This is a genomic window from Mycobacterium stomatepiae (genome assembly GCF_010731715.1).
GTDB classification, from domain to species: domain Bacteria; phylum Actinomycetota; class Actinomycetes; order Mycobacteriales; family Mycobacteriaceae; genus Mycobacterium; species Mycobacterium stomatepiae.
Genome location: NZ_AP022587.1, coordinates 2,662,385 through 2,687,043, shown reverse-complemented (window position 1 = coordinate 2,687,043; position 24,659 = coordinate 2,662,385). Strand labels below are relative to the sequence as shown.

Annotated in this window: 15 protein-coding genes and 2 pseudogenes; 8 read left to right on the top strand and 9 right to left on the bottom strand. The window is 68.1% G+C overall.

Features of this window, described 5'->3' with window-relative positions; all coding sequences use genetic code 11:
* Positions 1 to 8 precede the first annotated feature (8 nt).
* Positions 9 to 656 carry a DUF5994 family protein gene (locus G6N54_RS12600; RefSeq protein ID WP_232073688.1) on the bottom strand — a complete coding sequence of 216 codons (648 nt, stop codon included), beginning with the start codon at positions 654 to 656 and terminating at the stop codon, positions 9 to 11.
* Positions 657 to 675: 19 nt separating this feature from the next.
* Positions 676 to 4,944: a cation-translocating P-type ATPase gene (locus tag G6N54_RS12595; RefSeq protein WP_163794701.1), complete on the bottom strand. Its 4,269-nt coding sequence runs from the start codon at positions 4,942 to 4,944 to the stop codon at positions 676 to 678.
* Between the two features lie 243 nt (positions 4,945 to 5,187).
* Between G6N54_RS12595 and phoU the strand changes: the two genes are divergently transcribed.
* From phoU to G6N54_RS31345, 3 genes and pseudogenes are all read left to right on the top strand, one after another.
* The gene (gene phoU, locus G6N54_RS12590; RefSeq protein WP_163790438.1) at positions 5,188 to 5,853 is read left to right on the top strand and encodes a phosphate signaling complex protein PhoU; all 666 of its coding nucleotides are present in this window, start codon (positions 5,188 to 5,190) and stop codon (positions 5,851 to 5,853) included.
* Positions 5,854 to 5,875: 22 nt separating this feature from the next.
* A pseudogene (gene mgtA, locus G6N54_RS12585) lies at positions 5,876 to 8,456 on the top strand (magnesium-translocating P-type ATPase).
* A gap of 10 nt (positions 8,457 to 8,466) precedes the next feature.
* Positions 8,467 to 11,379, top strand: a pseudogene (locus tag G6N54_RS31345) (arylsulfatase).
* Here the strand turns inward: G6N54_RS31345 and G6N54_RS12575 are convergent.
* On the bottom strand, positions 11,376 to 11,582 hold the full coding sequence (locus G6N54_RS12575; RefSeq protein WP_163790437.1) for a hypothetical protein: 207 nt from the start codon (positions 11,580 to 11,582) through the stop codon (positions 11,376 to 11,378). The pseudogene G6N54_RS31345 and the gene G6N54_RS12575 sit on opposite strands and share 4 nt — an antisense overlap.
* A gap of 99 nt (positions 11,583 to 11,681) precedes the next feature.
* A complete protein-coding gene (locus tag G6N54_RS12570) occupies positions 11,682 to 12,065 on the bottom strand; it encodes a DUF732 domain-containing protein (protein ID WP_232073687.1) in 384 nt (127 codons plus the stop codon).
* A gap of 142 nt (positions 12,066 to 12,207) precedes the next feature.
* On the opposite strand from G6N54_RS12570, the gene G6N54_RS12565 reads away from it, so the two are divergent.
* Positions 12,208 to 13,125, top strand: coding sequence for an extracellular catalytic domain type 1 short-chain-length polyhydroxyalkanoate depolymerase (locus G6N54_RS12565; RefSeq protein WP_163790436.1), 918 nt, complete (start codon positions 12,208 to 12,210; stop codon positions 13,123 to 13,125).
* Positions 13,126 to 13,131: 6 nt separating this feature from the next.
* On the opposite strand, the gene nei2 is transcribed toward G6N54_RS12565, so the two are convergent.
* Genes nei2 through hglS form a run of 5 tightly spaced genes read right to left on the bottom strand, consistent with a single transcriptional unit; the run spans position 13,132 to position 21,975 of the window.
* Positions 13,132 to 13,899: an endonuclease VIII Nei2 gene (gene nei2, locus G6N54_RS12560; RefSeq protein WP_163790435.1), complete on the bottom strand. Its 768-nt coding sequence runs from the start codon at positions 13,897 to 13,899 to the stop codon at positions 13,132 to 13,134.
* 15 nt (positions 13,900 to 13,914) lie between these two features.
* Positions 13,915 to 18,459, bottom strand: a complete 4,545-nt coding sequence (locus tag G6N54_RS12555) for an ATP-dependent helicase (RefSeq protein ID WP_163790434.1) — start codon at positions 18,457 to 18,459, stop codon at positions 13,915 to 13,917.
* Between the two features lie 36 nt (positions 18,460 to 18,495).
* A complete protein-coding gene (locus tag G6N54_RS12550; RefSeq protein ID WP_163790433.1) occupies positions 18,496 to 19,167 on the bottom strand; it encodes a TetR/AcrR family transcriptional regulator in 672 nt (223 codons plus the stop codon).
* Between the two features lie 46 nt (positions 19,168 to 19,213).
* Positions 19,214 to 20,731 carry an L-piperidine-6-carboxylate dehydrogenase gene (gene amaB, locus G6N54_RS12545; protein ID WP_163790432.1) on the bottom strand — a complete coding sequence of 506 codons (1,518 nt, stop codon included), beginning with the start codon at positions 20,729 to 20,731 and terminating at the stop codon, positions 19,214 to 19,216.
* Entirely contained in the window at positions 20,728 to 21,975 is a 1,248-nt protein-coding gene (gene hglS / locus G6N54_RS12540; RefSeq protein WP_163790431.1) for a 2-oxoadipate dioxygenase/decarboxylase, read from the bottom strand. Before hglS ends, amaB begins: the two co-directional genes overlap by 4 nt.
* Positions 21,976 to 21,990: 15 nt before the next feature.
* Between hglS and G6N54_RS12535 the strand changes: the two genes are divergently transcribed.
* The 4 genes from G6N54_RS12535 to usfY all read left to right on the top strand — a co-directional run bounded on the left by G6N54_RS12535 (position 21,991) and on the right by usfY (position 24,647).
* Positions 21,991 to 22,443, top strand: coding sequence for an Lrp/AsnC family transcriptional regulator (locus tag G6N54_RS12535; protein WP_163790430.1), 453 nt, complete (start codon positions 21,991 to 21,993; stop codon positions 22,441 to 22,443).
* Positions 22,444 to 22,496: 53 nt separating this feature from the next.
* Positions 22,497 to 23,846, top strand: a complete 1,350-nt coding sequence (lat, locus tag G6N54_RS12530) for an L-lysine 6-transaminase (RefSeq protein ID WP_163790429.1) — start codon at positions 22,497 to 22,499, stop codon at positions 23,844 to 23,846.
* Positions 23,847 to 23,910: 64 nt separating this feature from the next.
* A complete protein-coding gene (locus G6N54_RS12525) occupies positions 23,911 to 24,297 on the top strand; it encodes a hypothetical protein (protein ID WP_163790428.1) in 387 nt (128 codons plus the stop codon).
* Between the two features lie 38 nt (positions 24,298 to 24,335).
* The gene (gene usfY / locus G6N54_RS12520) at positions 24,336 to 24,647 is read left to right on the top strand and encodes a protein UsfY (RefSeq protein ID WP_163790427.1); all 312 of its coding nucleotides are present in this window, start codon (positions 24,336 to 24,338) and stop codon (positions 24,645 to 24,647) included.
* The last annotated feature ends 12 nt before the right edge of the window (positions 24,648 to 24,659 follow it).

Genomic DNA, 24,659 nt, shown 5'->3' with positions numbered 1-24,659 from the left:
GCGCCCCGTTAACGGCCGCTCGCCGGGTGTGCCAACGGGGCCTTACTGCGCGATTCGATCATGCGGTTGTGGACGATGTGTTCGACAAGGATCGGAACGAAGGTCTGCACCCGCGCATCGACGAATTGTTGCGCTGCCTCTTCGCACCACCGCCGGATCTGGGCGGTTCGCCGGTCGTCGTCGAGCCCCTCGTGCCGCGCCAGTTTGTCCGCGACCTCGACAACACCTCGCGCAACCATGGCGGCACTGGCCGGTGCGACGTCGGCGTCCGCGGGTATTCGCGCCTGCTCCAACGCTTCTCGGGCAGCCTGTGCGTCGGCGTCGGGCCGGATGACATGCAGAGTGAGGTGACGGCCGTCCTCCCCGATGAGGATGACACTGGTCGGCTCGTCACTGGTGAAGCTCAGTAATTCGATTGGGCGCCCGGCGATCTGTGCCTCGGGCGGCGTCGCGGCCCACCCGTTGCGACGGTAACCCACCATCACGACGGGCCCCAGCCGCTCGGCCACCGACGTCACCAATTCCGGTAGCTCGTCGACCAGGTTCGTCGAGCGCGGCCACCATGCCCCGTCGACATGCTCTGACGGCGACCGATAAGGCTTGAGCTGCGAACGGCTTTCGTACCCGATCCGAACTTCTGCTCGCTGATTTGTCACGTCTTGGTCCTGACTTGTGCTATCCGTGCCTGACAGGGTCTACCGATGAGTTCTCGCCGAAAATCTCCGACGCCCGCCGCAACAGCCCGGGCGACGCACTGGCCACAGTGGCCGAAAACAGCCCCAGACCCCAGTCCAACGGGTCTATCGTAGTGCAGCCGAACACCTGGCTGAGTCCGGGGGTGCTGACCACCCCGACCAGCACGCAGAAAGAACCGACCGACGTCAACACCACCAGCGGTGCGTGTGAGTCGACCAAAGTCTGGGCCAGTTGCGCGCTGACCAGCGCGACCAGCCCGACGGTAGCGGCACGCCGCGGCGTGCCGGTCACACTGGCCACCGTCCAGCCCAGTGTGGCGCCCAGCGTGGTAGATGCGCCGCGAATCCCGATTGCGCGCCACATCGCCGCCTCGTCGCGGTCGGCGTCGACCGCGCCCGTCTGCGTGCTGACGGCCAGCGCCGCCGCGGGCAGCGCGTCGGTCAGCATGTTGACCAGCAACATCTGCCTAGCGTTGAGCACCGACCGTCCCGTCAGGATCGCGGTGATCGTGGCGAAGCATGCCTCACCGAGGTTGCCGCCCAACAGCATCGACACCGCCGAGTGCACCCGCCGCCACAGCTGCTGGCCTTCGTCGAGCGCGTTGAGCAGCGCTTCGATCCGCCCGTCGAGCAGCACCACGTCGGCCGCGCTGCGTGCCGCGTCGCTGCCGCGGGCGGCCACTCCGATGCCGACACTGGCCGCGCGGATCGCGGCGGCGTCGTTGACACCGTCGCCGACCATCGCCGTCACGAGGCCCTCGCGCTCCAGCGTCTGGATCACGTCGATCTTGTGTTCCGGGGTCATTCTGGCGAAGACCAGATGGGAAGTGACCGCGGCAGCTCGCTCGCCGGTGATCAGCCGGACCCCGATGTCGCGCTCGGAGAGCCCCTGCAGCAGCGCGCGGGCCATCGGCCGCGGAGTATCCGCCAATCCGAGCAGGCCGACCGGCGTAAGGCCGGACTTGCACATGTCCGCCAGATATTCGGGGTCGACCATGGCCGCCGCCGCTTGATGCGGGGTGAGTTGGCGCTCAGCCACCGCCAGCACCCGAAGACCGTCCGCCGTCATTTCGTCGACGTACCGCGCCAGCGGTCCGGTGGCGGGGTCGCTGCGCAACGCCGACGTGAGCGCCTCGGGTGAGCCCTTGATCGTCAGGCGGGTGCCGACGAGCGCGGCCGCGAAGGGCCGGCCGGAGGATTGGAAGGGCAGGAACGCATCGCGGGCCGGGCGCGGCGGCGGGGGCGAGGGGTCGCATCGCAGTCCGGGGTCGTCGGCGGCTTGGTTGATGGCGTCGTCGGTGGCGTGGTCGACGCGGTGGGTGTGCCTGGCGTAGCTGGTGCTCACCGCCGCATCCAGCTCCTGTGCCGGGCGGTAACCCGTCGCCGGGCGTACCGATTTGACCCGCAGCCGGTTCTCGCTCAGCGTCCCGGTCTTGTCGAAGCAGACCACGTCCAACCGCGCCAGCGCCTCGATCGAGTTGGGATTGCGGACGAGAACCGATTGCTCGGTGAGCCGGCGGGCGGCGGACAGCTGGGCCAGGGTGGCCACCAACGGCAATCCCTCCGGAATTGCCGCGACGACCAGGTTGACAGCACTGGACGCGGCGTCGCGCAGCGCGGTGCCGCGCAACACGCTGACCAATCCCACCACGCCGCCGCTGGCCAGGCTGAATGGCAATGCCCGGCCGGTAATCCGGCGCAGCTGATGCTGCAGGCCGACCTCTTGCAACTTCCGCGGCGCCATCGCCAGCGCTCGGCGCATCTCCGAGCGGGAGCTGACCGCCGTCACCACGGCGACCGCTGTGCCTGCGACCACCGTGGTGCCGGCATAGAGCATGCAGGTTCGTTCCGCGAGCGGAGCTCCGGGTGTGGGTTCGGTCTGCTTGGTCACCGGCAATGACTCGCCGGTCAGGGTGGATTCGTCGACTTCGACGTTCGATGCGTCCAGCAGCCGGGCGTCCGCGGGCACCACCTCGTCGGCATGAACTTCGATGATGTCGCCGAGTCGTAACCGGCGGGTGGCAACGTTCTCGCTTCGCTGCCTGTCCAGCGGCCCCAGCCGGCGGCGCGCGGGCGGATCCTGCACGGCCAACAGTCGATCCAGCGTGCGTTCGGCGTACAGCTGCTGCTCGGCCGACAACGCGGCGTTGGCCAGCAGAACACTGCCGACCAGGACCGCATCCAGCGGTGAGCCCAGCAACGCACTGGCCAGCGCTCCGGTGGCCAGCAGCGGGGTGATCGGATCCGACAGGTCGCCGCGCATCTCGCCGGCGAAATCGCGAAGAATTCCCAATGTCGTTGCGGCGGCCTCGTGCAGCGCACGAACCGGTGGCGGCTGCCGCCGCGCGTTCGACGCTTTGGTCCGGCGTTGGTCGGCGGGGCGGGGCAGCAGCCGCTGGACTTCCGCGACGGGTATCGCATGCCACTCGCGGCCGGTCTCGGGCTCGGGAAGCGGGTCGTGGAGCACCTTTACCGCGGCCCGATAGCCCGACCACAAGCTGGCGGCCATACCGAGGTTGACCGACACCGAGCTACGTCCGGGCACACCTGGAATCAACATCAACGCGCCGATCGACGACGCCGACGCGGATAGCCGGACGGCGCCGTCGGTGGCGGCGCGCGCGGCCGGCAGCGCGTGCAGCACCCGCCAGGCGCCGGTGAGATCCGAGACGAACACGTCTGCGTCCCACGGCGGAGCATGCCGGTCGCGTAGCACGCCGATGGTGATGTCTGACCGATGCGCCGCCCGCATCTGCGAGGTGGTCAGCAGCGTTACGGTGTGGCCCTCGGCCTTCAGCTGCGCCACGGCGGCCGCCATGGCAAGGTCGATCGACCCGTCCGCAGGGTAAAGTTGGTCGAATCCTTTTGCCAGAGAACGAAGTCCGTCGTCGTCCAAAGAGCAGATCCGCGGCTGCGAGCGACGCGCTTCGGTGAGCACCGCCGCGGCGAACGGATCGCGCACCGGGCTGATCAGTGCCTGGCCGATATCTCCGGCTCCGGGGATATCGGCGAGCTGGTGCCACCCCGGCTGCAGACCGTCGCTGTCGAGTGCGGTACGCACCGCCTCCCAGGCATGGGCGCGCACCGAATTGTGCACGCCCAGAATGCGACTGACCATTAACTCGTCGGTGTACAACGCGCGCGGGTCGACCATGATCGCGTCGACTCGATCGAGCGTTCGCAACGCCCGGGGATGTAGCACCAGCCCGTCATGGTGGATGTTCAGGCCGTTGCTCATCGCGCAACCGAACGCCTCGCGCACCGTGCGCAGTGGCTTCGGAACGCTGGCCAGTGCGGCGGCACCGGCCGTGTCGAGGTTGCCCGACAGCGCACCGACCACGGCGCCGGCGCCGACGCCACCGAGGCCTATCCGGTTGGCGTAGCGCTCCGCGCGACCATCGGAGGGGCTTGGGCTGCTTCGGGGTATCAGCCCCTCCTCGTCCAAGGCCGGTTGCGCGCCCAGCGCCGGTTCGAGCCGAGACCACGACAACCGGCACGTCCACGCCTCGACCGCCAGCAGGGCGTTCGTAGCGGCCTCTGCCGCCGCTGCCGTCGGCGACAGCGTCAGAGCGGCGGTCGCGGCGTTGACCAGACCGAACAGCACGTCGGTGCCTTCGGGTCCGAGGCGCTGTTCCAGCTCGCGGCGCAGTCGCGGCACATGGTCGGCCATCGTCGGCGGCACGGCCACCACGTCCGGCAGTCTGGGCAGCCGAAGCAGGCTGCCGGTGACCGAAAGGCCAAGGCCCACAGTGGCGGCCGTGACCGCCACCATCCGCGCCATCAGCAGCGCGTCGTCACCCGGCAGGCTGTCCGGGTGCTCGGCCGCACCGCGGGTTCGGTCAATCCGTTCGGCATCGGCGACAATCCGGCACAGGTCGGCTGTCGTCGGCACCTCGTCGGCTTCGGTGTCCAGGGTGACCACGAGCCGCGCGAGATGCCGGTTCAGAAACGCCGTGCGCACACCCGGTGTCGCACGGACGGCGGCCACTACGTCGATGGCGATCGCAGCGCGATGTTCCCCGCCGAGGCCCCGCACCTCGATCCAGTGTCGCGGCCCGTTGCTGCTGTTACGCCGGGACGACGGCCCGCCGAGCGCCTCGATCGCCACGCCCACGGTCGCACGTACCAGCGACGAAACGTCCGGTCCCGCATCGGCTAACGACTTGCCCATCCTGACCGCGACATCGCCACTGGACAGGGCGGTGTGCACGGCGGTGCCCGCGACGACAACTCCTGCGGTCAGCGTCATTTGGGTACCGCTCACGGCGGCTCGCAACGTGGCTGCCAGCAGCGGTAGGCGGGGCAACTGACGCCGCGTGATCACGTCGTCAGATTAATCGGCAGCCGCGGTGAGCAGAGGAGCAATAAGGCCCCCCTTCGGGGGCTTTCGGTCCCTTGTCAGTCATCTTCGAATGCGGCGAACATCTTTGGCGGGCGACTCGCGCAGTTGCGTTCGGCTGCGCGACAACTCACGTTCAGGAAGGCTTCACCGATGCGCACCGCCTATCACCAGCAGTTAGCCGATCTGACCATGCAGCTGGGTGAAATGTGTGGCCTGGCCGGCATGGCGATGAAACGCGCGACCGCCGCGCTTCTCGAGGCGGACCAGGTCGCCGCCGAGCAGGTGATCCGCGACCAGGACCGAATCGTGGCATTGCGCGCTCGGGTCGAAAAGGAGGCGTTCGGGCTGCCTGTGTTGCAGCAGCCGGTGGCCAGCGAATTGCGGGCGGTCTTCAGTTCGATACAGATCATCGCCGATGTCGAACGAATGGGCGCACTGGCAGTCCACGCCGCCAAGATCGCCTCGCGCAACTACCCGAAGCAGGTGTTGCCGGCGGAAGTCCGCGAGTACTTTGCGGCCATGGCCAAGGTGGCGATTGCGTTGGGCGACAGCGCAAAATCCGCATTGTTGTCGCGCGATCCGGGGCGAGCCGCGGTTCTGCACGACCAAGACGACACCATGGACGACCTGTATCGTGGCTTGTTCGGTGTGCTGATCGATCGAGAATGGAAGCACAGTGTTCCCGTCGGTGTCGAAACCGTGTTGCTGGGTCGCTTTTACGAGCGCTTTGCCGACCACGCCGTCGAGATAGGTCGGCGCATCATCTTCATAAGCAGCGGTGCGCTTCCGGCTGAGGATGAGATATCCACCTACTGATCACGCGAACGGACGGGAGCACATGACATTTGGCACCGCACAGGTCGCGGCAACCCCCGTCGATGAAGTACTGGGCTGGCTGGACAGCTCGGTCGTGGGGTTGTCCGGCGCCGAGGCATCCGCGCGGCTGGCACGCTACGGCCCGAATGCGGTGCGGACCCACCGTGTCAATGCGCTGGCGGTGTTGGGGCGGCAGTTGCGCAGTGCGGTGCTGATCTTGTTGGCCGGCACCGCGGTCGTTTCCTACTTTCTAGGCGACAGCATGCAGGCCGTGATCATCGGTGTGATCCTGGCCGCCAGCATCGGCCTGGGATTCGTCAACGAGTATCGCGCCGAGCGCGCCGCCGCGCAGTTGCATGCGGGGATGCAGCATACGGCGGTTGCCCGCCGCGACGGGGAGTTCGTCAGCTTGCGGGTCACCGAGCTGGTGCCCGGCGACGTGATCCGGTTGTCGTTGGGCGAGGCGGTGCCCGCCGACATCCGGCTGATCGAGGTCAGCGGCCTGGAATGCAACGAAAGCATCTTGACCGGGGAATCGACCGGCTCGGAGAAATCGCCGCAACCGGTGCCGGCTGGCACCGACCTGGCGGATTCCACCGACCTAGCCTTCATGGGTACCATCGTCAGCGCCGGGGAGGGCACCGGGGTGGTGTTCGCAACCGGCCGTCAGGCCGAATTCGGCCGCATTGCAGCGGGTTTGGACGAGCGGCCACCCGAGACCGGCTTTCAGGTGGGGTTGCGACGGTTCTCCTACCTGCTGCTGCGGGTCGCGATCGCGCTGATGGTGATCATCTTGATCAGCAACCTGCTACTGCGCAAGCCGATAATCGATTCGGTCCTGTTCTCGCTGGCGATCGCCGTCGGTATCACGCCGCAGCTGCTACCGGCCGTGGTCAGCACCAGCCTCGCCACCGGTTCGCGGCAGCTGGCCAAGGTGAAGGTACTGGTCAAGCGGTTGGTGTGCATCGAGGACCTCGGCGACATCGACATCTTGATCACCGACAAGACCGGCACGCTGACCGAGGGCCGGATCCGGTTGGTCGACACGATCGATCCGTCCGGTGAGCACAGCGAGTCGGTCCGGCGTCTTGGCTTGCTCGCCACCGATGTCGACCCCGAAGCCGGTGGTGTCAGTGCGAATCCACTGGACGCCGCGCTATGGGAAGCCTCGCAACCGCTGCTCGGCGGCGCCGTGCACCGGGTGGCGATCCTGCCCTTCGACCATGTGCGCCGGGCGGTCTCGGTGTTGGTCGATGACGGGGGCGAGCGGATGCTGGTGGTCAAGGGCGCGCCCGAACAAGTGCTGAGCCAATGCCAGACCACGGCTCGAGTCGCGCAGGACACTCTTGCGGATTTGTTCAACGCCGGGCGCCGCGTGGTCGCCGTCGCCGCCAAGCCGGCGGCCGGGCTGACCACGATTACCCCCCTGCGACGAGCGTGACTTGCTGCTGGCCGGCTTTCTGGTGTTCGCCGACGAGCCGAAGGCGGCGGCACGGCAGTCTCTTTCCGAGCTCGCCGAACTCGGGATCGAGCTGAAAGTCGCGACCGGTGACAATCCGAGGGTTGCCGAAAAGGTCTGCCGGGAACTCGATTTGGCGTCCAAGGGCACCATCACCGGGGCAGAACTCGATGCTCTCGGTGACGACGAGTTCGTCGACGCCGCGCAAAACCACACGGTCTTCGCCCGCATCTCGCCGGAGCAGAAGGCACGCCTGATCGGTTCGCTGCGGCGCACCGGGCGGTCGATCGGCTTTCTGGGCGACGGTGTCAACGATGCGTTGGCCCTGCATGCCGCAGGCGTGGGGATCTCGGTCGACAGCGCCACCGATGTCGCCAAGGATGCGGCCGACGTGGTGCTGCTGGAGAAGGACCTGAGCGTGCTGGCCACCGGCGTCGCCGAGGGTCGGCGAATTTTCGCCAACACCGTCAAGTACGTGCTGATGGGTACGTCGAGCAACTTCGGCAACATGTTCAGTGCCGCCGCGGCCTCGGCCCTGCTGCCGTTTCTGCCGATGCTGCCCAGTCAGATCTTGCTGAACAATCTGCTCTACGACTCCTCGCAGCTGGCGATTCCGACCGACCGGGTCGACGACGAGCAACTGCACGCACCGTCGCACTGGAACCTTGCCTTCATCCGTCGATTCATGCTCATTTTCGGTCCGATCAGCTCGCTGTTCGACTTCCTGACTTTCGGACTGATGCTCGGGGTGTTGCACGCCGGCGCCGTCGAGTTTCGCACCGGCTGGTTCGTGGAATCGCTTGCCACCCAAACGCTGATCATCTTCGCGATTCGAACCCGCAAGGTCCCCTTTCTGCGCAGCCGGCCGAGCGGGTTGCTGACCGCGACCGGTCTCACCGTGGTCGCCGTCGGTGTCGTCCTGACGCTTTCGCCGCTGGCGCACGACCTTGGCTTCACGCCGTTGCCATGGCAATTCTTCGCCGTGCTGGGCGCCTTCGTTGTCAGCTACCTGGTCCTGGTCGAGCTGGCCAAACTGATGTTCTGCGCCGAGCCGATACACCTCGTCGCACCGCCGCGGCGCACTCGGGACCACGCGCATCGCGTCCGTCGACGTGCCGCGCGCTTCCACAGGTTCACCGCATAAGTTCTGCGCTATGAGCGAAGAGCATGCGCTGGTCATCGTCGCCGGATATCAGGGCCTCGATGCTGCCCGTCGGGATTTTCAAACGCTGATCGATCGCGCGAAGGACCGCGGCGTCGCGGTGCGCGATGCGCTGCTGGTCGGCAAGGACGCCGAAGGCAACCGCGTCGTGGTCGACATCGGCAATCGCCTGGGTCGCCGCGGCGCCAAGTGGGGTGCCGGGGCGGGCCTGGTGGCGGGCCTGTTCTCGCCGGTCTCGGTGGTCACGGCGCCAATCGGCGCCGCGGCCGGAGCGCTGGCGGGCACCTTCGTCAACCAGCGGTTCAAGAGCGGCCTGGGCGACAAGATCGGCGAGGCGATGGCGGCCGACAGTGCCGTGATCATTGTCGTCGCCCCGGGTGATCAACGGCTCGCAGTGCAGCAGACGCTGGCCGGATCTCCGATGAAATCGGCTGCGGAGCTGAGCCATTGGACGCTACGCGGGTTCAGTGCGGCGCTGGAAGAGGCCATGGCGAAATTCAACCCGGACCGCAGCCGGCTGCCGATACCCCAGCGCGGTTTTGGTGGCACGGTGGGCCGCACCGTGGCGGAGTCGGTCGGTGACTGGACGATCGTGCCCGGCGCCGCCGCACCCGACGGTGCACCCAACGTGCTGATCGTGCTGATCGACGATGCCGGATTCGGCGGTCCGGACACCTTCGGCGGCGCCATCCACACCCCGACCCTGTCGCGGCTGGCGCAGAACGGCTTGGCCTACAATCGTTTTCACGTCACCGCGGTGTGTTCGCCGACCCGTGCGGCGCTGCTGACCGGCCGCAACCATCACCGGGTCGGCTTCGGATCGGTCTGTGAATTCCCGGGCCCCTACCCGGGTTACTCGACGGCCAAGCCGCGCAGTTGCGCCGCATTGCCGCGCATTCTGCGCGACAATGGTTATGTCACAGGCGCTTTCGGTAAGTGGCATTTGACCCGGACAACGTGCAAGGGGCGGCGGGGCCGTTCGACAACTGGCCGCTCGGTTGGGGATTCGACCACTTCTGGGGATTCCCGTCGGGAGCGGCGGGCCAGTACGACCCGATCATCAGCCAGGACAACTCCGTCCTTGGCATACCCGATTCTCCACAGGGGCAAGACGCCCGCCCGTATTACTTCCCCGACGACCTCACCGACAAGGCCGTGCAGTGGCTGCGCACGGTGCGTGCCGCCAACGCCACCAAGCCGTGGCTGATGTACTACTCCACCGGGGCTAACCACGCGCCGCACCACGTGTTTGCGGAGTGGGCCGACAAGTACCGGGGCCAATTCGATGAGGGCTGGGATATCTACCGGCAGAAGACCTTTGAACGCCAGAAGCAGCTCGGGATCATTCCCGTCGACGCCGAACTCACCGAGCGGCCCGATCTCTTTCCGGCGTGGGTCAGCTTGTCGGAGACTCAGCGCAAACTGTATGCCCGGCAGATGGAGGTGTTCGCGGGCTTCTCGGAAAACGCCGACTGGAACGTCGGTCGCCTGCTGGACGCGATCGACGATCTCGGCGAGTCCGACAACACGCTGGTCTTCTACATCTGGGGCGACAACGGCGCAAGCATGGAGGGCACCAACACCGGTTCGTTCAACGAGATGACGTTCATCAACGGCCTGGACCTCACCGCCGAACAGCAATTGCAGCTCATCGAGCAATACGGCGGCATCGAGGCGCTCGGCGACGAGGACACCGCACCGCACTTCGCGAGCGCCTGGGCGCACGCCAACAACACTCCTTACCAGTGGGGCAAGCAGATGGGCAGCCTATCTCGGCGGCACCCGCGACCCGCTGGTGGTGGCCTGGCCCAGCCGGATCCGCCCCGACGCGGTGGTCCGCGAGCAGTTCACGCACTGCGTCGACATTGCGCCAACTGTGTTGGAGGCCATCGGTTTACCGGAACCGACCAGTGTCGACGGGTTCGACCAGGAGCCGATGGACGGGACCAGCTTCGTCCACACGTTCGACGATGCGGCGGCGCAAGAGCGGCACACCGTGCAGTACTTCGAGAATTTCGGCAGTCGCGCCCTCTACAAGGACGGCTGGTGGGCGTGCGCCCGGCTGGACAAGGCGCCCTGGGACCTGTCGCCGCAGACGATGCAGAGGTTCGCGCCCGGCAACTACAACCCCGACGACGACGTCTGGGAGCTGTACTACCTGCCCGACGACTTCTTGCAGGCCAAGGACCTGGCCGCCGAGCATCCCGACAAACTCGCCGAGCTGCAACGACTTTGGTGGCAGGAAGCCGAAGACAACCGGGTTCTGCCGCTGCTCGGCGGGCTTGCGGTGATGTTCGGCGATCTGCCGCCGCTGCCCACCACCGCGCGATTCAGTTTCTCCGGCGGCGTGCAGAACATTCAGCGTGGCATGGTGCCGCGCATCTTCGGCCGCTCCTACGCGATCGAGGCGCGACTGCACATCCCCGACTCCGGCGCCCACGGTGTGCTCGTCGCGAACGCCGACTTCATGGGTGGGTTCGCGTTGTGGGTCGACGAGGAGCGCAAACTGCACCACACGTATTCGTTCCTCGGCGTCGAGACTTATCGGCAGGTATCGACCGAGGCGCTTCCCGTCGGCGACCTCACCGTGCGGATGCTGTTCGAGTCCGCGCAGCCTGTCGTCGGTTCCGGTGGTCGGGTGACACTCTGGGCCGACGATCGGTTGATCGGCGAGGGGGAGCTGCCCCAGACGGTGAGCCTGGCGTTCACGTCGTACGCCGGTATGGATATCGGCCGCGACAACGGGTTGGTCGTCGACCGTGACTACGAGGACAAGGCGTCCTACGCGTTCACCGGAACCGTCAAAGAGGTCGTCTTCGACCTGATGCCGGTCCCGGTGAACGTCGAGAAGGCGCTACACGAGCACGCGGCCGTCCAAGCGGTCGGACAGGGCGCGGCCGGTTAGTGGTTGTCGCCCGGCAGCACGCGGGTCAAGGCGTCGTTGATGCCCTGGTTGATGCGATCCGCGGCCAGTGGGCTGGCGAATGGGGGCGGTGCCCCGCAGGTACAGGAAAATTGGTTGAACACCACGTCCGCGCTGGCGGGTGCGGCGAGTCCAACCGAGGCGCCCAGAACGATCGCACCACCCATTATTATCTTCGTGATCATTTTTAAGCCTCCATCTGTTCACCTTTTGTTAAAGGGTACGCACAGATGCGGCTACCTCGGCTTTAGCTCGCCGTTTTGTGGTGTTTTGTGGCCGTTTCGTTAGGACGCGGTCGGCGGTGGAGGAGCAGGCGGCTCCGGCGCCGGCTTGTACTGCGGGCAGTAGGCGCGTATGGCCGCGCCGACGAAGTAGCCGGCGTCATAGTCGGGCAGGCTGCTGCTGTTCATCACGTCGATGACGACTTCGTTGGGCGTCATTCCCTGGGCGAGGTACTCGCAGACCTTCCGAGCTGCCCCGATGGCAGCGGGGACGGACTCGTGGGTGATGCCGTCGGAAATCAGAAGTTGAATGAACTTGTCGTCATTCGCGTCGGCGTGGGCGGCAGGGGCGAGGCCTGCGCCGAGCACGCCAAGCGACACGGCCATCGCGACCACAAGTCGGGTGCCCGACGGCATTTGACGGGTGCCGGGTTTGGCAATTTTCACGTCCCTCATCATCGCTTAAATCGCGATCGTTGCCAATGTGAACAAGTCTGACGAGTAGTTGAACACAACCGTTTTCAGCGCCGGAATTGCTATGACCGGCCCGACGTGTCCGATCCGCGAACGAAGTCGGTAATTTGACCCCATGCCGTACCGACGATGGATATCGCCAGCGCTGCTGGCCGCCTGTCTCGTCGGCTGCGGTGTGCAACATGTATCGGCGGCCACGCCGCGCGATCTGTCCGGGACGTTTCGCTCCGGCGGCCTGGACCGCACCTACCTCATGCATGTGCCGCCGGGTGATCCCGTCGGTCTGGTGCTCAGCCTGCATGGAGGCGGTGGCACCGGAAAGGGGCAGCGGGGTCTGACCGAGTTCGATGCGGTCGCCGACGCCAACAACCTGCTGGTGGTTTACCCCGACGGTTACGACAAGAGCTGGGCCGACGGACGGGGCGCGTCGCCCGCCGACCGCCGTCACGTCGACGACGTGGGCTTCCTGGTCGGGCTGGCCGACAAGCTGCGCAACGACTACAACATCGCCCCCGGGCACGTCTTCGTCACCGGAATGTCCAACGGCGGTTTCATGTCCAACAGGCTGGCTTGCGATCGTGCTGATGTTTTTTCGGCGATCGCGCCGGTATCGGGCACGCTGGGCGTGGGGGTGGCCTGCAATCCGTCGCAACCGGTGTCGGTGTGGGCGGCGCATGGGACCACCGATCCTATGGTGCATTTCAACGGCGGCGATGTCCGTGGTCGCGGCGGGTTGAGCCACTCCATCTCCGCCAAAAGCATGGTCGACAAGTGGCGTTCGGCCGACGGTTGCCAGGGTGACCCGGTGGTCGAGGTGCTGCCCAACGTCGGCGATGGCACCGTCGTGCGCCGCTTCGATTCGACGGCGTGTGCCGCGGCGACCGAGGTGGTGTTCTATCAAATCGACAACGGCGGGCACACCTGGCCGGGCGGTAGGCAGTATCTGCCCAAGGCGGTCATCGGCCCGACCACCCGCGCGCTGGACGGATCGGAATCGATCGCGCAGTTCTTCCTGGCGCACGCGCGCGACTAGCGGGATTCAGCGCTGACAGGACGGGCACCAGTAGGCCACTCGCGCGGCGGTGTCGTCGACGCCGATGCGCGTGCCGCAGCGGCGGCAACTCTGCCCGGCACGGCCGTAGACCCACAGCTGCCGGCCCGCTCGGGTATCACCGGTGGTGCAGCGGTTCCAGCGGAAGCGGTTGGCCCACAGCATGTCCCGAGCCCGCGAGACCAAACGGCGCGGGTCGGCGATCGCGCTGACCGGCGCGGTGGGCAGGTGTCCGCTGACGAAACACAGCTCGTTGCAGTAGACGTTGCCCACCCCGGCCATCACCCGTTGATCGAGCAACGCCTCGGCAATCGGCCGGCCCGGCTGTGCGACCAGGTTCGCGGCGGCGACCTGCGGATCCCAGTCCGGGCCCAGCAGATCGGGTCCCAAATGCGCAACGGCTTCGCCGTCGTGGTCGCGGTCGAGGACTTCGAGCACCCCCAGGTCGATACCGACGGCGCGAATATCGTTGGCCTCCAATATGATACGAACCTGATGAGCTACCCGGACCGGGCGTCTATCTTTGAGGGAGCCGACCCGCCAGCTGCCGTCCATTTTCAGGTGCGAGTGAATGCTGGCCCGTCCCACCCGGATGAACAGGTGCTTGCCGCGGCTGAGCACTTCGTCCACCACGCTGCCGGTCAGGTCGACGGTGGCGAATTGCGGCACCCGGATATCGCAGCGCGTCAGCGTCTGCCCGGCCAGCTGCTCGCGCAGGATGGCCGCGGTGTGCCAGACGGTGTCACCCTCGGGCATGGTTGCCTGGCGACCTCACCGCAACCGCATCCCGCGCGGTGTGCGCGCGAAGCCGGCGTCCGACAGTGCTTCCGCGACGGGGCGCGGCCCGTCGGCCAGCGGCTGCAGGGCGGGCACCCCGTTGATGCGTTCGACGAGGATCGACTCGACGCGGCGCGCGGTGACCAGGTCGGCCAGGCCTTGGGCCGCCGCGTGATGAGCCCCGGGATCGTCGGTGAAGGTCAGCATCGACCGTCCGCCGCGCTCGAGGAACCAGGCGAGTTCGCCGTCGACCAGGACGACGAGTGCGCCGGCCTTGCGGCCCGGGCGTGCCCCGTCCCGGTCGGGCCAGGGCAACGCGGCGCCGTACGGATTCGCCGGGTCGGCCGCGGCCAGCACCACCGCCCGGTATTCGGGCCGTTCCGGGTCGATCCCGTCGAGGTAGCTGCGCAGCCGGTCGACGGTCGACGCGACGGCGAACTGCGTGCCGCCCAGCGACTCGACGAAGTAGCCACGCTGACACCTGCCCGCCTCTTCGAACGTGCTCAGCACCTTGTACAGGGTGGCGAATCCGCCCGGCACATTCTCCGCCGTCACGGCACCTCTGGTCAGCACGCCGTGCCGGTTGAGCAGCAGTTCGGCCTGGTAGTGGGCGCGCAGGGTGGAGTCGGGCTCGGGGGTGGGCAGCGCCGACCAGCGCCCCGCCACGGTGGGGTCGGTGGTCCTGGACTGCGGATGCGCGACGCTGTACCGGCTCAGCCGCGGCGGCCGGCGGGTGCGGTGCGCGGGGGCCGAGCGCTTACGGGCCCCGGTGCCGGTCAGCAGCGCGCGCACCGGGGCGAACGTGTCGCCGGTGATCCAGCCTGCCCAGATCAGTTCCCACAGTGCGTCTTTGAGCGCGGTTTCGGAGAGGGTGGGGGCGAGCTGGCGGAAGAAGTACGCGCCGCCGCCGGCCAGAGTTTCCAGGATCGCGCGATGGGTGTCGGTGAAGTCGATCTCGTCGGGCGCGGTCAGGGTCAACGGGGCGGAATCGCTGGTGTGCAGCGCGATCCACCCGTCGCTGCCCGAGATCGACCCGGCGCCCGACCAGGTGACCTCGCCGGCCGCCAGCAGCTCGTCGAGCATCGCCGGCGAATAGTCGGTCACCCGCGGCGCCAGCACCAGCGGTTCGAGCGCCGACGCCGGTATCCGAACACCGGCCAGCTGATCGATCGCGGAGACCAGGCCGTCAATACCACGCTGAGGGGATGAGACGCGATGCCAGGCGGGCAGGAAGCGCCCGTAGGCGGCGGTGCTGACCGGCTCGACCTGGGCGCGCAGCGCGGCCAGTGAACGCCGCCGCAGTATCCGCAACACGTCGGCGTCGCACCATTGTTCGGCGCCGACACCGCCGCCAGGGCCGGCACCCGCGGGAGTGACGAAGTCGCCGCGGATCAGCCGGCCGTCACCGGCCATTCGGTTCAGTACGTCGGCGGTCACCCGAAGGCCCAGGCCGAACCGGGCGGCGGCATCGGCCGTGGTGAACGGGGTGCGGGTGCGCGCGTAGCGGCCCAGCAGCTCGCCGAGTGGGTCGGCCACCTGCTCGGTGAACGTGGCCGGGACGCCCAGCGGGACGGCCACGCCGACCGCATCGCGCAGCCGGCCGACGTCCTCGATGGCCACCCACCAGGTGCGTTCGGCGAACGACACCGTCAGCGCGCGCCGGGCGGCGCGCAGGCCTTCCAGCCAGCCTCCGATATTGATGCCGTCGGCGGTCTCGGACCGCGCCGCGACCTCGTCTTCGGTCAGCGGGCCCAGCAGCCGCAGCAAGTCCGCGACCGCCTCGGCATCGCGGGCGGCCCGATCGGGGCTCAGATGCTGCAGCTGGCGGCCGGTCGCGGCGACGACGTCGGGATCCAGCAGTTCACGGAGTTCGACCCGGCCGAGCAGCTCGGCCAGCAGCGTGCTGTCCAGCGACAAGGCCGCGGCGCGGCGCTCGGCGAGCGGCGAATCGCCCTCGTACATGAACGCGCCGACGTAGCCGAACAGCAGCGACGCCGCAAACGGTGACGGCTTGGCCGTTTCGGTCTCGAGCACCCGCACCCGGCGCGCGGCGATGCCGTTCATCAGGTCGACCAGGGCCGGGACGTCGTAGACGTCCTGCAGACATTCCCGGACGGTCTCCAGCACGATCGGGAAGTCGGGGTATTTGCGGGCTACTTCCAGCAATTGGGCCGCGCGCTGGCGCTGCTGCCACAGCGGCGAGCGCTTACCGGGGTGGCGGCGGGGCAGCAGCAGCGCCCGCGCCGCGCATTCCCGGAACCGCGACGCGAACAGTGCCGAGCCCCCCACCTCGGCGGTGACAATCGGGTCGATCTCGTCGGCATCGAAGACGAAAATCTCTGCGCCGGGCGGAATTTCCTCGAGCGTGTCCGGCAGATGCACGACGATGCCGTCGTCGGAGGCGGTCGGCTTCTCGTCGATGCCGTACCGTTCGGCCAGACGCCGGCCCACCGCCAGCGCGAGCGGCCCGTGCACCCGCAGCCCGTACGGCGAGTGCAGGATCACCCGCCAGTCGCCCAGCTCGTCGCGGAATCGCTCGACCAGCAAGGTGGTGTCGGTGGGCACCGTCGAAGTCGCGGACCGTTGATCATCGAGCAACACCCACAGGTTATCTGTCGCGTAGTCGTTGAAACCCAATGCTGCGCAACGTTTTCCGAATGCCTCGCGATCCAGTCCGGCCAGCTCGCCGGTGAATGCGCCCAGCGCCGCGCCGAGTTCGGCGGGGCGGCCCACGTCGTCGCCGCGCCAGAACGGCAGCCGGGCGGGCAGGCCCGGCGCGGGAATCACCAGCACCCGGTCGTGAGTGATCTCGGTGATCCGCCAGCTGGTCGCGCCCAGCGAGATCACGTCGCCGGGACGCGACTCGTAGACCATCTCCTCGTCGAGTTCACCTACCCGCGAAGGCTTTTCGGCCTCGCTCGCCAAGTAGACGGTGAACATCCCGCGGTCGGGGATCGCACCGCCGGAGGTGACGGCCAGCCGCTGAGCGCCGGGCCGGGCGGTCAGCGTTCCGTTGTCGCGGTCGTAGACCAGGCGCGGTCGCAGCTCGGCGAATCCGGTGGACGGGTACTTGCCGCTCAGCAGGTCCAGCGTGGCCTCGAACACGCTGCGCGGCAGGGTCGAGAACGGCGCACTGCGGCGCACCGTGTCGAACCACCGGTCGGCGTCCAGCGGCTCGAGGGCCGCCGCCGCGACCGTCTGCTGCGCCAGGATGTCGAGCGGGTTGGCGGGCACCCGCATCGACTCGATCTGCCCGGCCAGCATCCGTTGCACGCTGACCGCGCAGCTGATCAAGTCGGTGCGGTGCTTGGGGAACAGCACCCCCTGCGAGACCTCACCGACCTGGTGGCCGGCCCGACCGATGCGTTGCAGGCCGCTGGCCACGGACGGCGGCGCCTCCACCTGGATCACCAGATCGACGGCGCCCATGTCGATGCCCAGCTCCAGGCTGGACGTGGCCACCACCGCCTTGAGCAGTCCGCGTTTGAGGTCTTCCTCGACCAGGGCGCGCTGCTCCTTGCTGACCGACCCGTGGTGGGCGCGCGCGAGCACCGCGTCGGCGCCGTAGGTCTGGCCGCTGCCCATGATGTGCGCCGGCGCCCCGCCGGGCACCTTCCGGTTGGTCTCGGTCGAGAGTTCAACTCCGCTGCGTTCGGCGTGAATCTCGTTGAGCCGTGCGGTAAGTCGCTCGGCCAGCCGTCGCGAGTTGGCGAACACGATGGTCGAACTGTGCGCCTCGATCAGGTCGACCAGGCGGGCCTCGACGTCGGGCCAAATCGAGTTGTCGGTCGGGTTGGTCATGTCGGGCACCGGCACTTGCACGGTGAGCTGGAAGGACTTGGCCGACGGCGGAGCCACGATCGTGGTGGGGGCGGGGCCGGACAGGAACCGCGCCAGTTCCTCGGGCGGGCGCACCGTGGCCGACAAGCCGATGCGCTGCGGGGGCGGTCCCTGGCGAAGGTCTTGTGCTAAATCCTGGAGCCGCTCCAGCGACACCGCCAGATGCGCACCGCGTTTGCCGGCGGCGATGGCGTGCACCTCATCGACGATCACGGTCTGCACGCCGGCCAGCGTTTCGCGGGCGGCCGAGGTCAGCATCAAAAACAGCGACTCGGGCGTGGTGATCAACACGTCGGGCGGGGAGTTGATCAGCTGACGGCGCTGCGCCGGCGGGGTGTCGCCCGAGCGGACCCCGACGCTGATGTCCGGGGCGGGCAGGCCGTGGCGCTCGGCGATTCGCCGCAGCCCGGCCAGCGGGGTGCGCAGGTTGCGTTCCACGTCGACGGCCAGCGCCTTGAGCGGCGACACGTACAGCACCCGGGTGCCGGGCGGCCGTTCGCCCGCGACGGCCAACGAGTCCAGCGCCCACAGGAATGCCGCCAGCGTCTTGCCGGATCCGGTCGGGGCGATGACCAGCGTGTTGTTGCCGTCGGCAATGGCGTCCCACGCCGCGGCCTGCGCGGCAGTCGGAGCGGCGAAGGTGCTCCCGAACCACTCGCGCGTGATCGCGCTGAACCGCTCGAGTGCTTTGGTGCTCACCTACCCATGGTGCCAACAGACACCGACAGAAACGTCCTACTGCGGTTGATGGCGAGCGGTCGCCATCGCGTGCGCGAGTTCTTCGGGAATCTCGGGCACCCGGGTGATCGCGTCGAGCAGCGTGTGCGCGCACGAGTCGGCGAGGCGCTCGGCGCTGGTCGTCGGGTCCATGATGCGCTGGCGGCACAACTCGAAGGTGAACGCGATCCAGCCGTTCAGGATCACCCGTAGGTCCCGTTCGACATCGGGCTCCAGCTTCGCGCCCGGTACCGCGGCCACGACCTCATGGATGCGGGTCATGATGTGCTCGAGCTGGCGGTTCTTGGCGTCGTCCTCGACGCCGAGCAAGACCGGGTCGGACCGGCCGAGACCAACGTAGGCCGCCCAGGCGGCTTCCGGGTTCTGCTCGTGGTAGGCCATGTAGGCCAGCACACCCATCCGCGCCTCTTCGAACATCGTCAGCCCGGTCATGGGCTCCTTGTTCGTGGCCTCGTACAGCCGGTCGGCTTCGTCCTTGACGACCGCGGCGAAGAACGCGCGCTTGTCGGGGAAGTAGTGGTACATCAGGGCACGAGAGACGCCCGCGCGCTCGGCGATCTCGTCGATGCGGACCTCGTCGTACGGCCGCTTCCCGAAGACTTCCGCCCCTAACGCAAGCAGTTCGGCGCGCCGATCCTCAGGGGACAGCCGCCTCCTAGCCGTTGGCATGTGTCAGATAGTACTCACGAAGGGCCGGCCATAATTCAGACTGCGTTTATCCGAACTCCACACCTTGAGCCAACGGCAGCTCGCTCGAGTAGTTGACGGTGTTGGTGGCGCGTCGCATGTAGGCCTTCCACGCGTCCGACCCGGATTCCCGCCCGCCCCCGGTTTGCTTCTCGCCGCCGAACGCACCACCGATTTCGGCCCCCGACGTGCCGATATTGACGTTGGCGATACCGCAATCGGACCCGTCCAAGAATCGCTCGGCCTCCCGCAGGTCGGTGGTGAAGATGGCCGACGAGAGCCCTTGCGGCACGCCGTTGTTGAGCGCGATCGCCTCGTCCAGCTCGTCGTAGGTCAGCACGTAGAGAATCGGCGCGAACGTCTCGGCGGCGACGATGTCGGTCTGTGCGGGCATCCGCACCACGGCCGGCGCGACGTAGTAGGCGCTGGGATGCTCGTCGGCCGACGCGTCCTGGCGGTCGCCGCCGAACACCGTGCCGCCCTCGGCGCGCGCCTGTTCGAGCGCGCCCACCATGTCGCGGTAGGCGGTCTCGTGAATCAGTGGGCCGATCAGCGTGTCGGGTGCCGAGGGGTCGCCGATCGGCAGCTGCTTGAAAGCGGACGCCACCCGCTGCACGAACAAGTCGGCCACCGAGCGATGCACGATCAGCCGGCGCAGGCTGGTGCAGCGTTGCCCGGCAGTGCCGGCCGCGGCGAAGACGATGGCGCGCACGGCCAGATCCAGATCGGCCGACGGCGTCACGATCGCCGCGTTGTTGCCGCCGAGCTCCAGCAGCGCCCGCCCGAAGCGCGCGGCCACCCGCGGGCCGACCTGCTGGCCCATCCGCACCGAACCGGTCGCGGACAGCAGTGCGACCCGTGGGTCGTCGACCAGCCGCTCGCCCAGGTCCCGATCGCCCAGCACCAGCCCGCTCACCGCGGGCGGCGCGCCGACGTCGGCGGCGGCCCGTCCGATCAGCGCCTGGCACGCCAGCGCCGTCAACGGCGTCAGCTCCGACGGTTTCCACACCACGGTGTCGCCGCAGACCAGGGCCACCGCGGTGTTCCACGCCCAGACCGCGACCGGGAAGTTGAACGCGGTGATCACGCCGACCACGCCGAGCGGATGCCAGGTTTCGGCCAGCCGGTGGCCGGGGCGCTCCGAGGCAATCGTCTTGCCGTAGAGCTGGCGCGACAGGCCGATGGCGAACTGGCAGATGTCGATCATCTCCTGCACTTCGCCCAGGGCCTCGGAGGTGATCTTGCCGACCTCGAGGGTCACCAGCGTCGCGAGGTCGTTCTTGTGCTCGGCGAGCAACTCGCCGAGCCGGGCCACCAGCGCACCGCGTACCGGGGCGGGGGTCATGCGCCACGTCGCAAAAGCCTCGGCGGCCGCGGCGACGGCGCGGTCGGCCTGCTCGCCGGAGGCCGGCGCGACGGTGAAAAGCACCTCACCGGTGATCGGCGTGCTGGCGGCCAGGCCGGGCCCGCCCGGCTCGCCGAGGCTGACGTCGGTGCCGATCGCCTGCAGGGCGGCACGGGCCCGGGCGCGCAACTTATCGATCATGCGCAAGCCTCCTCGTATAGGACGTAGGGGTCATGGATATGGTGGCCGATCGCGCCGGCCAGCCACTCGGCGTCGTATCCGGAGTTGTCGATGCCGCCCGCCGCCCGGGTGTCGCGGTCCAGATTGGACCGGAAGATGCCCGCCGCCGAGGCCGGCAGGAAATCTTCGTAGACGATCGGTGCCGCCGGGTCGCCGCCGCGGTAGTAGGCCAGCCCGTCGGCGGCCATCTCGGCGTCGGTCGCCGGGAAGTGCTCGGCCCAGACTCGGGCCGGATCGGCTTCCCCAACGAGGTGAGCCATCGCCGCGTCGTAGCGCTCCCGCCCGCGCGTGGTCAGCGCCACACCCCGCGCCTCGACCTCACCGAAGCGGACCCGCAGACTGCCCGAAGTGACCGTGCCGTCCCGGCCGCGAAACAGGCACGGTTCGGCGAGCGCGCGAAACGACGTCTGGCGCAACAACACCGCGGGTCCGTCGGTGCGGGGCGGGCCCTGGATGGCATCGATCATCGTGATGCCGCGCCCGGTCATCCGCCGGTACAGCTCGTCGATATCCAGGACGCGCGGCGTCAGATGGTTGATGTGAGTGGAACACACTCCTGCGATGTCGGCGGCCACCGCGGAGACCCGCGACAGCTCGTCGTACCAGGACTTGTTGATGGGTTCACGCGACAGCGCGAACGCGCCCACCGCGGCGGCGACGAACGCGTCGGCTTCCTCGGCGTCGCAGGCGCCCTCGGCGGCGATGAGGCGCGCCCGATCGAGCAGCGCGGGGTCGAACAGCTCACGGCGGGCGACGAACGCCTCGACGCGGGTGCGCAGGTCGGGATCGAAGTACCGCGCATCGCGGGTGGCCAGCATCGACGTGAACACCCGAAAAGGATTGCGGGCCAGCTCGTTTGCGTCGATCGGCCGAAAAGCCGTCGATACCACCGGAACCGGCGAGCGGGCGCTGCGCAGGTCGTAGTACCCGACCGGCAGCATGCCGAACGCAGCGAACAAGTCGGCGACGGCGGCCAGTTCGGCCGGGCTGCCCACCCGGATGGCGCCGTGCCGTTCGGCGGTGACCCGTGCCAGCGAGCCCAGTCGTTCGGCACCCGGATGGCGTGCCGCGTAGTCGGCGTTGACCTGCCCGCTGACCTCGACCAGCGTGCCGTAGGCGGGCACCTCGCCGGCGTACATGGCCGAAAGCCCCGCGGCGAAGCGCTCGCGAAGCTGCCAGGTCACCAGCCTCTTGACGCGGCTCATGGATAATTCTCGGCCATGAGTGAGTCGCTCGACGACATCGACCGGATCCTGGTGCGCCGGCTGGTCGCGGACGGCCGCGCGACGCTGGCGGAGCTGGCCGCGAGCGCCGGGCTGTCGGTCTCGGCGGTCCAGTCGCGGGTGCGCCGGCTGGAGGCCCGCGGCGTGGTCTCGGGATACTCGGCGCGGATCAACCCCGAGGCCGTCGGGTACCTGCTATCGGCGTTCGTGGCCATCACTCCTCTCGATCCTTCCCAACCAGATGATGCGCCCGCCCGCCTGGCGCACATCGAGGAGATCGAAGCGTGCCACTCGGTGGCCGGCGAGGAAAGCTACGTCCTGCTGGTGCGCGTCGCGTCCCCGCGGGCGCTCGAGGATCTGCTGCAGCGGATCCGGACCACGGCGAACGTCCAGACCCGAAGCACCATCATTCTCAATACTTTTTACAGTGATCGCCAACCCGCACCATAAAAGCTACGACAAATCCGTCATGAATCCGTAAAAACTAAGCTAGCATGGGCGGTATGACTGCCGTCCTGAACTCCCTTGCGCTGACCGGCGTGCAGCCCGAACCCGACCAGGTTCACGAGGTGCTGTCGCGCAGCATGCTGGTCGATGGTTTTGATTTCGTGCTCGACCCGGTCCAGTCGTCGGGGTCGTATCTGGTCGACGCCCGCGACGGCCGGCGCTACCTCGACATGTTCACCTTTTTTGCCTCGTCGGCGCTGGGGATGAACCATCCGGCGCTGGCCGACGACGAGGAGTTTTGCGCCGAGCTCACCGAGGCCGCGCTGAACAAGCCGAGCAACGCCGACGTGTACACGGTCGCGATGGCCGGTTTCGTCGAGACCTTCGCCCGGGTGCTGGGCGACCCGGCGCTGCCGCACTTGTTCTTCGTCGACGGCGGCGCACTGGCCGTGGAGAACGCGCTGAAGGTGGCCTTCGACTGGAAGAGCCGGCACAACGAAAAGCACGGGATCGACCCTGAGCTTGGCACCCGGGTGCTGCACCTGCGCGGCGCCTTCCACGGCCGCAGCGGCTACACGCTGTCGCTGACCAACACCAAGCCCGTCACCGTGGCCCGCTTCCCGAAGTTCGACTGGCCGCGCATCGACGCGCCCTACCTCCGGCCGGGCGCCGATATGGACGCGGCCGAGGCCGAGTCGCTGCGCCAGGCGCGCGCGGCGTTCGAGGCCCACCCGCACGACATCGCCTGCTTCATCGCCGAACCGATCCAGGGGGAGGGTGGCGACCGTCATTTCCGGCCGGAGTTCTTCGCCGCGATGCGCGAATTGTGCGACGCACACGATGCGCTGCTGATCTTCGACGAGGTGCAGACCGGCTGCGGCTTGACCGGAACCCCTTGGGCCTACCAGCAATTGGGCGTGCAACCCGATGTGGTGGCATTCGGCAAGAAGACACAGGTGTGCGGCGTGATGGCGGGCCGGCGGGTCGACGAGATCGCCGACAACGTCTTCGCGGTCGCCTCCCGGATCAACTCGACGTGGGGCGGAAATCTGACCGACATGGTGCGGGCGCGCCGCATCCTCGAGGTGATCGAGGCCGACGGCCTGTTCGACCGCGCCGCCCGGCGGGGCCGCTACCTGCTCGGACGGCTGGGCGAGCTCGCCGACGAGTTCCCGGGGTTGGTGTTCGACCCGCGCGGCCGCGGGCTGATGTGCGCGTTCAGCCTGCCGACGGCCGCCGATCGCGACGAGCTGATCCGCCGGCTCTGGCACCGCGGCGTGATCGTGTTGCCGGCCGGCGAAGTCGGCGTCCGGTTCCGTCCGGCGCTGACGGTGTCGCGGGCCGAGATCGACGTGGCCATTACGGCCGTTCGGGACGTGTTGGCGGCTGTGAATGCGGGTACCTGACGAGGCGTAACCAATCCTTCGTCGCGGGCGAATAACTAAAAGCAGTCAGCACGCGGAGGTTCTCATGCCGAAAGCAGACGAACGATCACGAGGTGATCGCCTGGGTTCCGAAGACGGCGAGGTGCGCGCCGCGATCCAATTCACCGTCTTGGCGGCGGCCGCGGGCGTCGGTTTCGTCGTCATGGCGGCCCTATGGGTCAGCACCTGTCCGGCAACGGGTGTGGACACGGCGGCCTGCGGCGCGCCGCAGCGAACCCTGCTTGCCATCGGGGGTCCGCTGATCCTGTTGGCCGGCGGCCTGTGGGCGTTTCTGCGCACCTACCGGGTCTGGCGCGTCGAGGGGACCTGGTGGGGATGGCACGGCGCGGGCTGGTTCTTGTTGACGCTGATGATCGTCACGGTCTCAATGGGTGTCCCGGCAATTGCGGGTCCGGCGCTGGGGCTTTCATAATCAATGATGCGGCCCCTACAAATGGAGAGCGTGCAGCGATGGGAGACACCTATCACGACCCCGTCGACCATCTGCGGACGACGCGGCCACTCGCCGGCGAATCACTGATCGACGTATTGCACTGGCCAGGATACCTGATGGTGGCGGCCGGCGTGGTCGCGGTGTGCGCAAGCCTCGCGGCCTTCGGCACCGGACATCAGGGCCAGGGCATGGCCGCGGGGGTGGCCGCGATCGTGCTCACGGTGGCGGGCCTGGTCTGGCTGGCCGTCGAGCACCGGCGGGTACGCGGGATCTTCGAGCGGTGGTACTCCGACCATCCCGAGGTGGCCAGACAGTCACCCGACAGCTGATGCCCGACATCG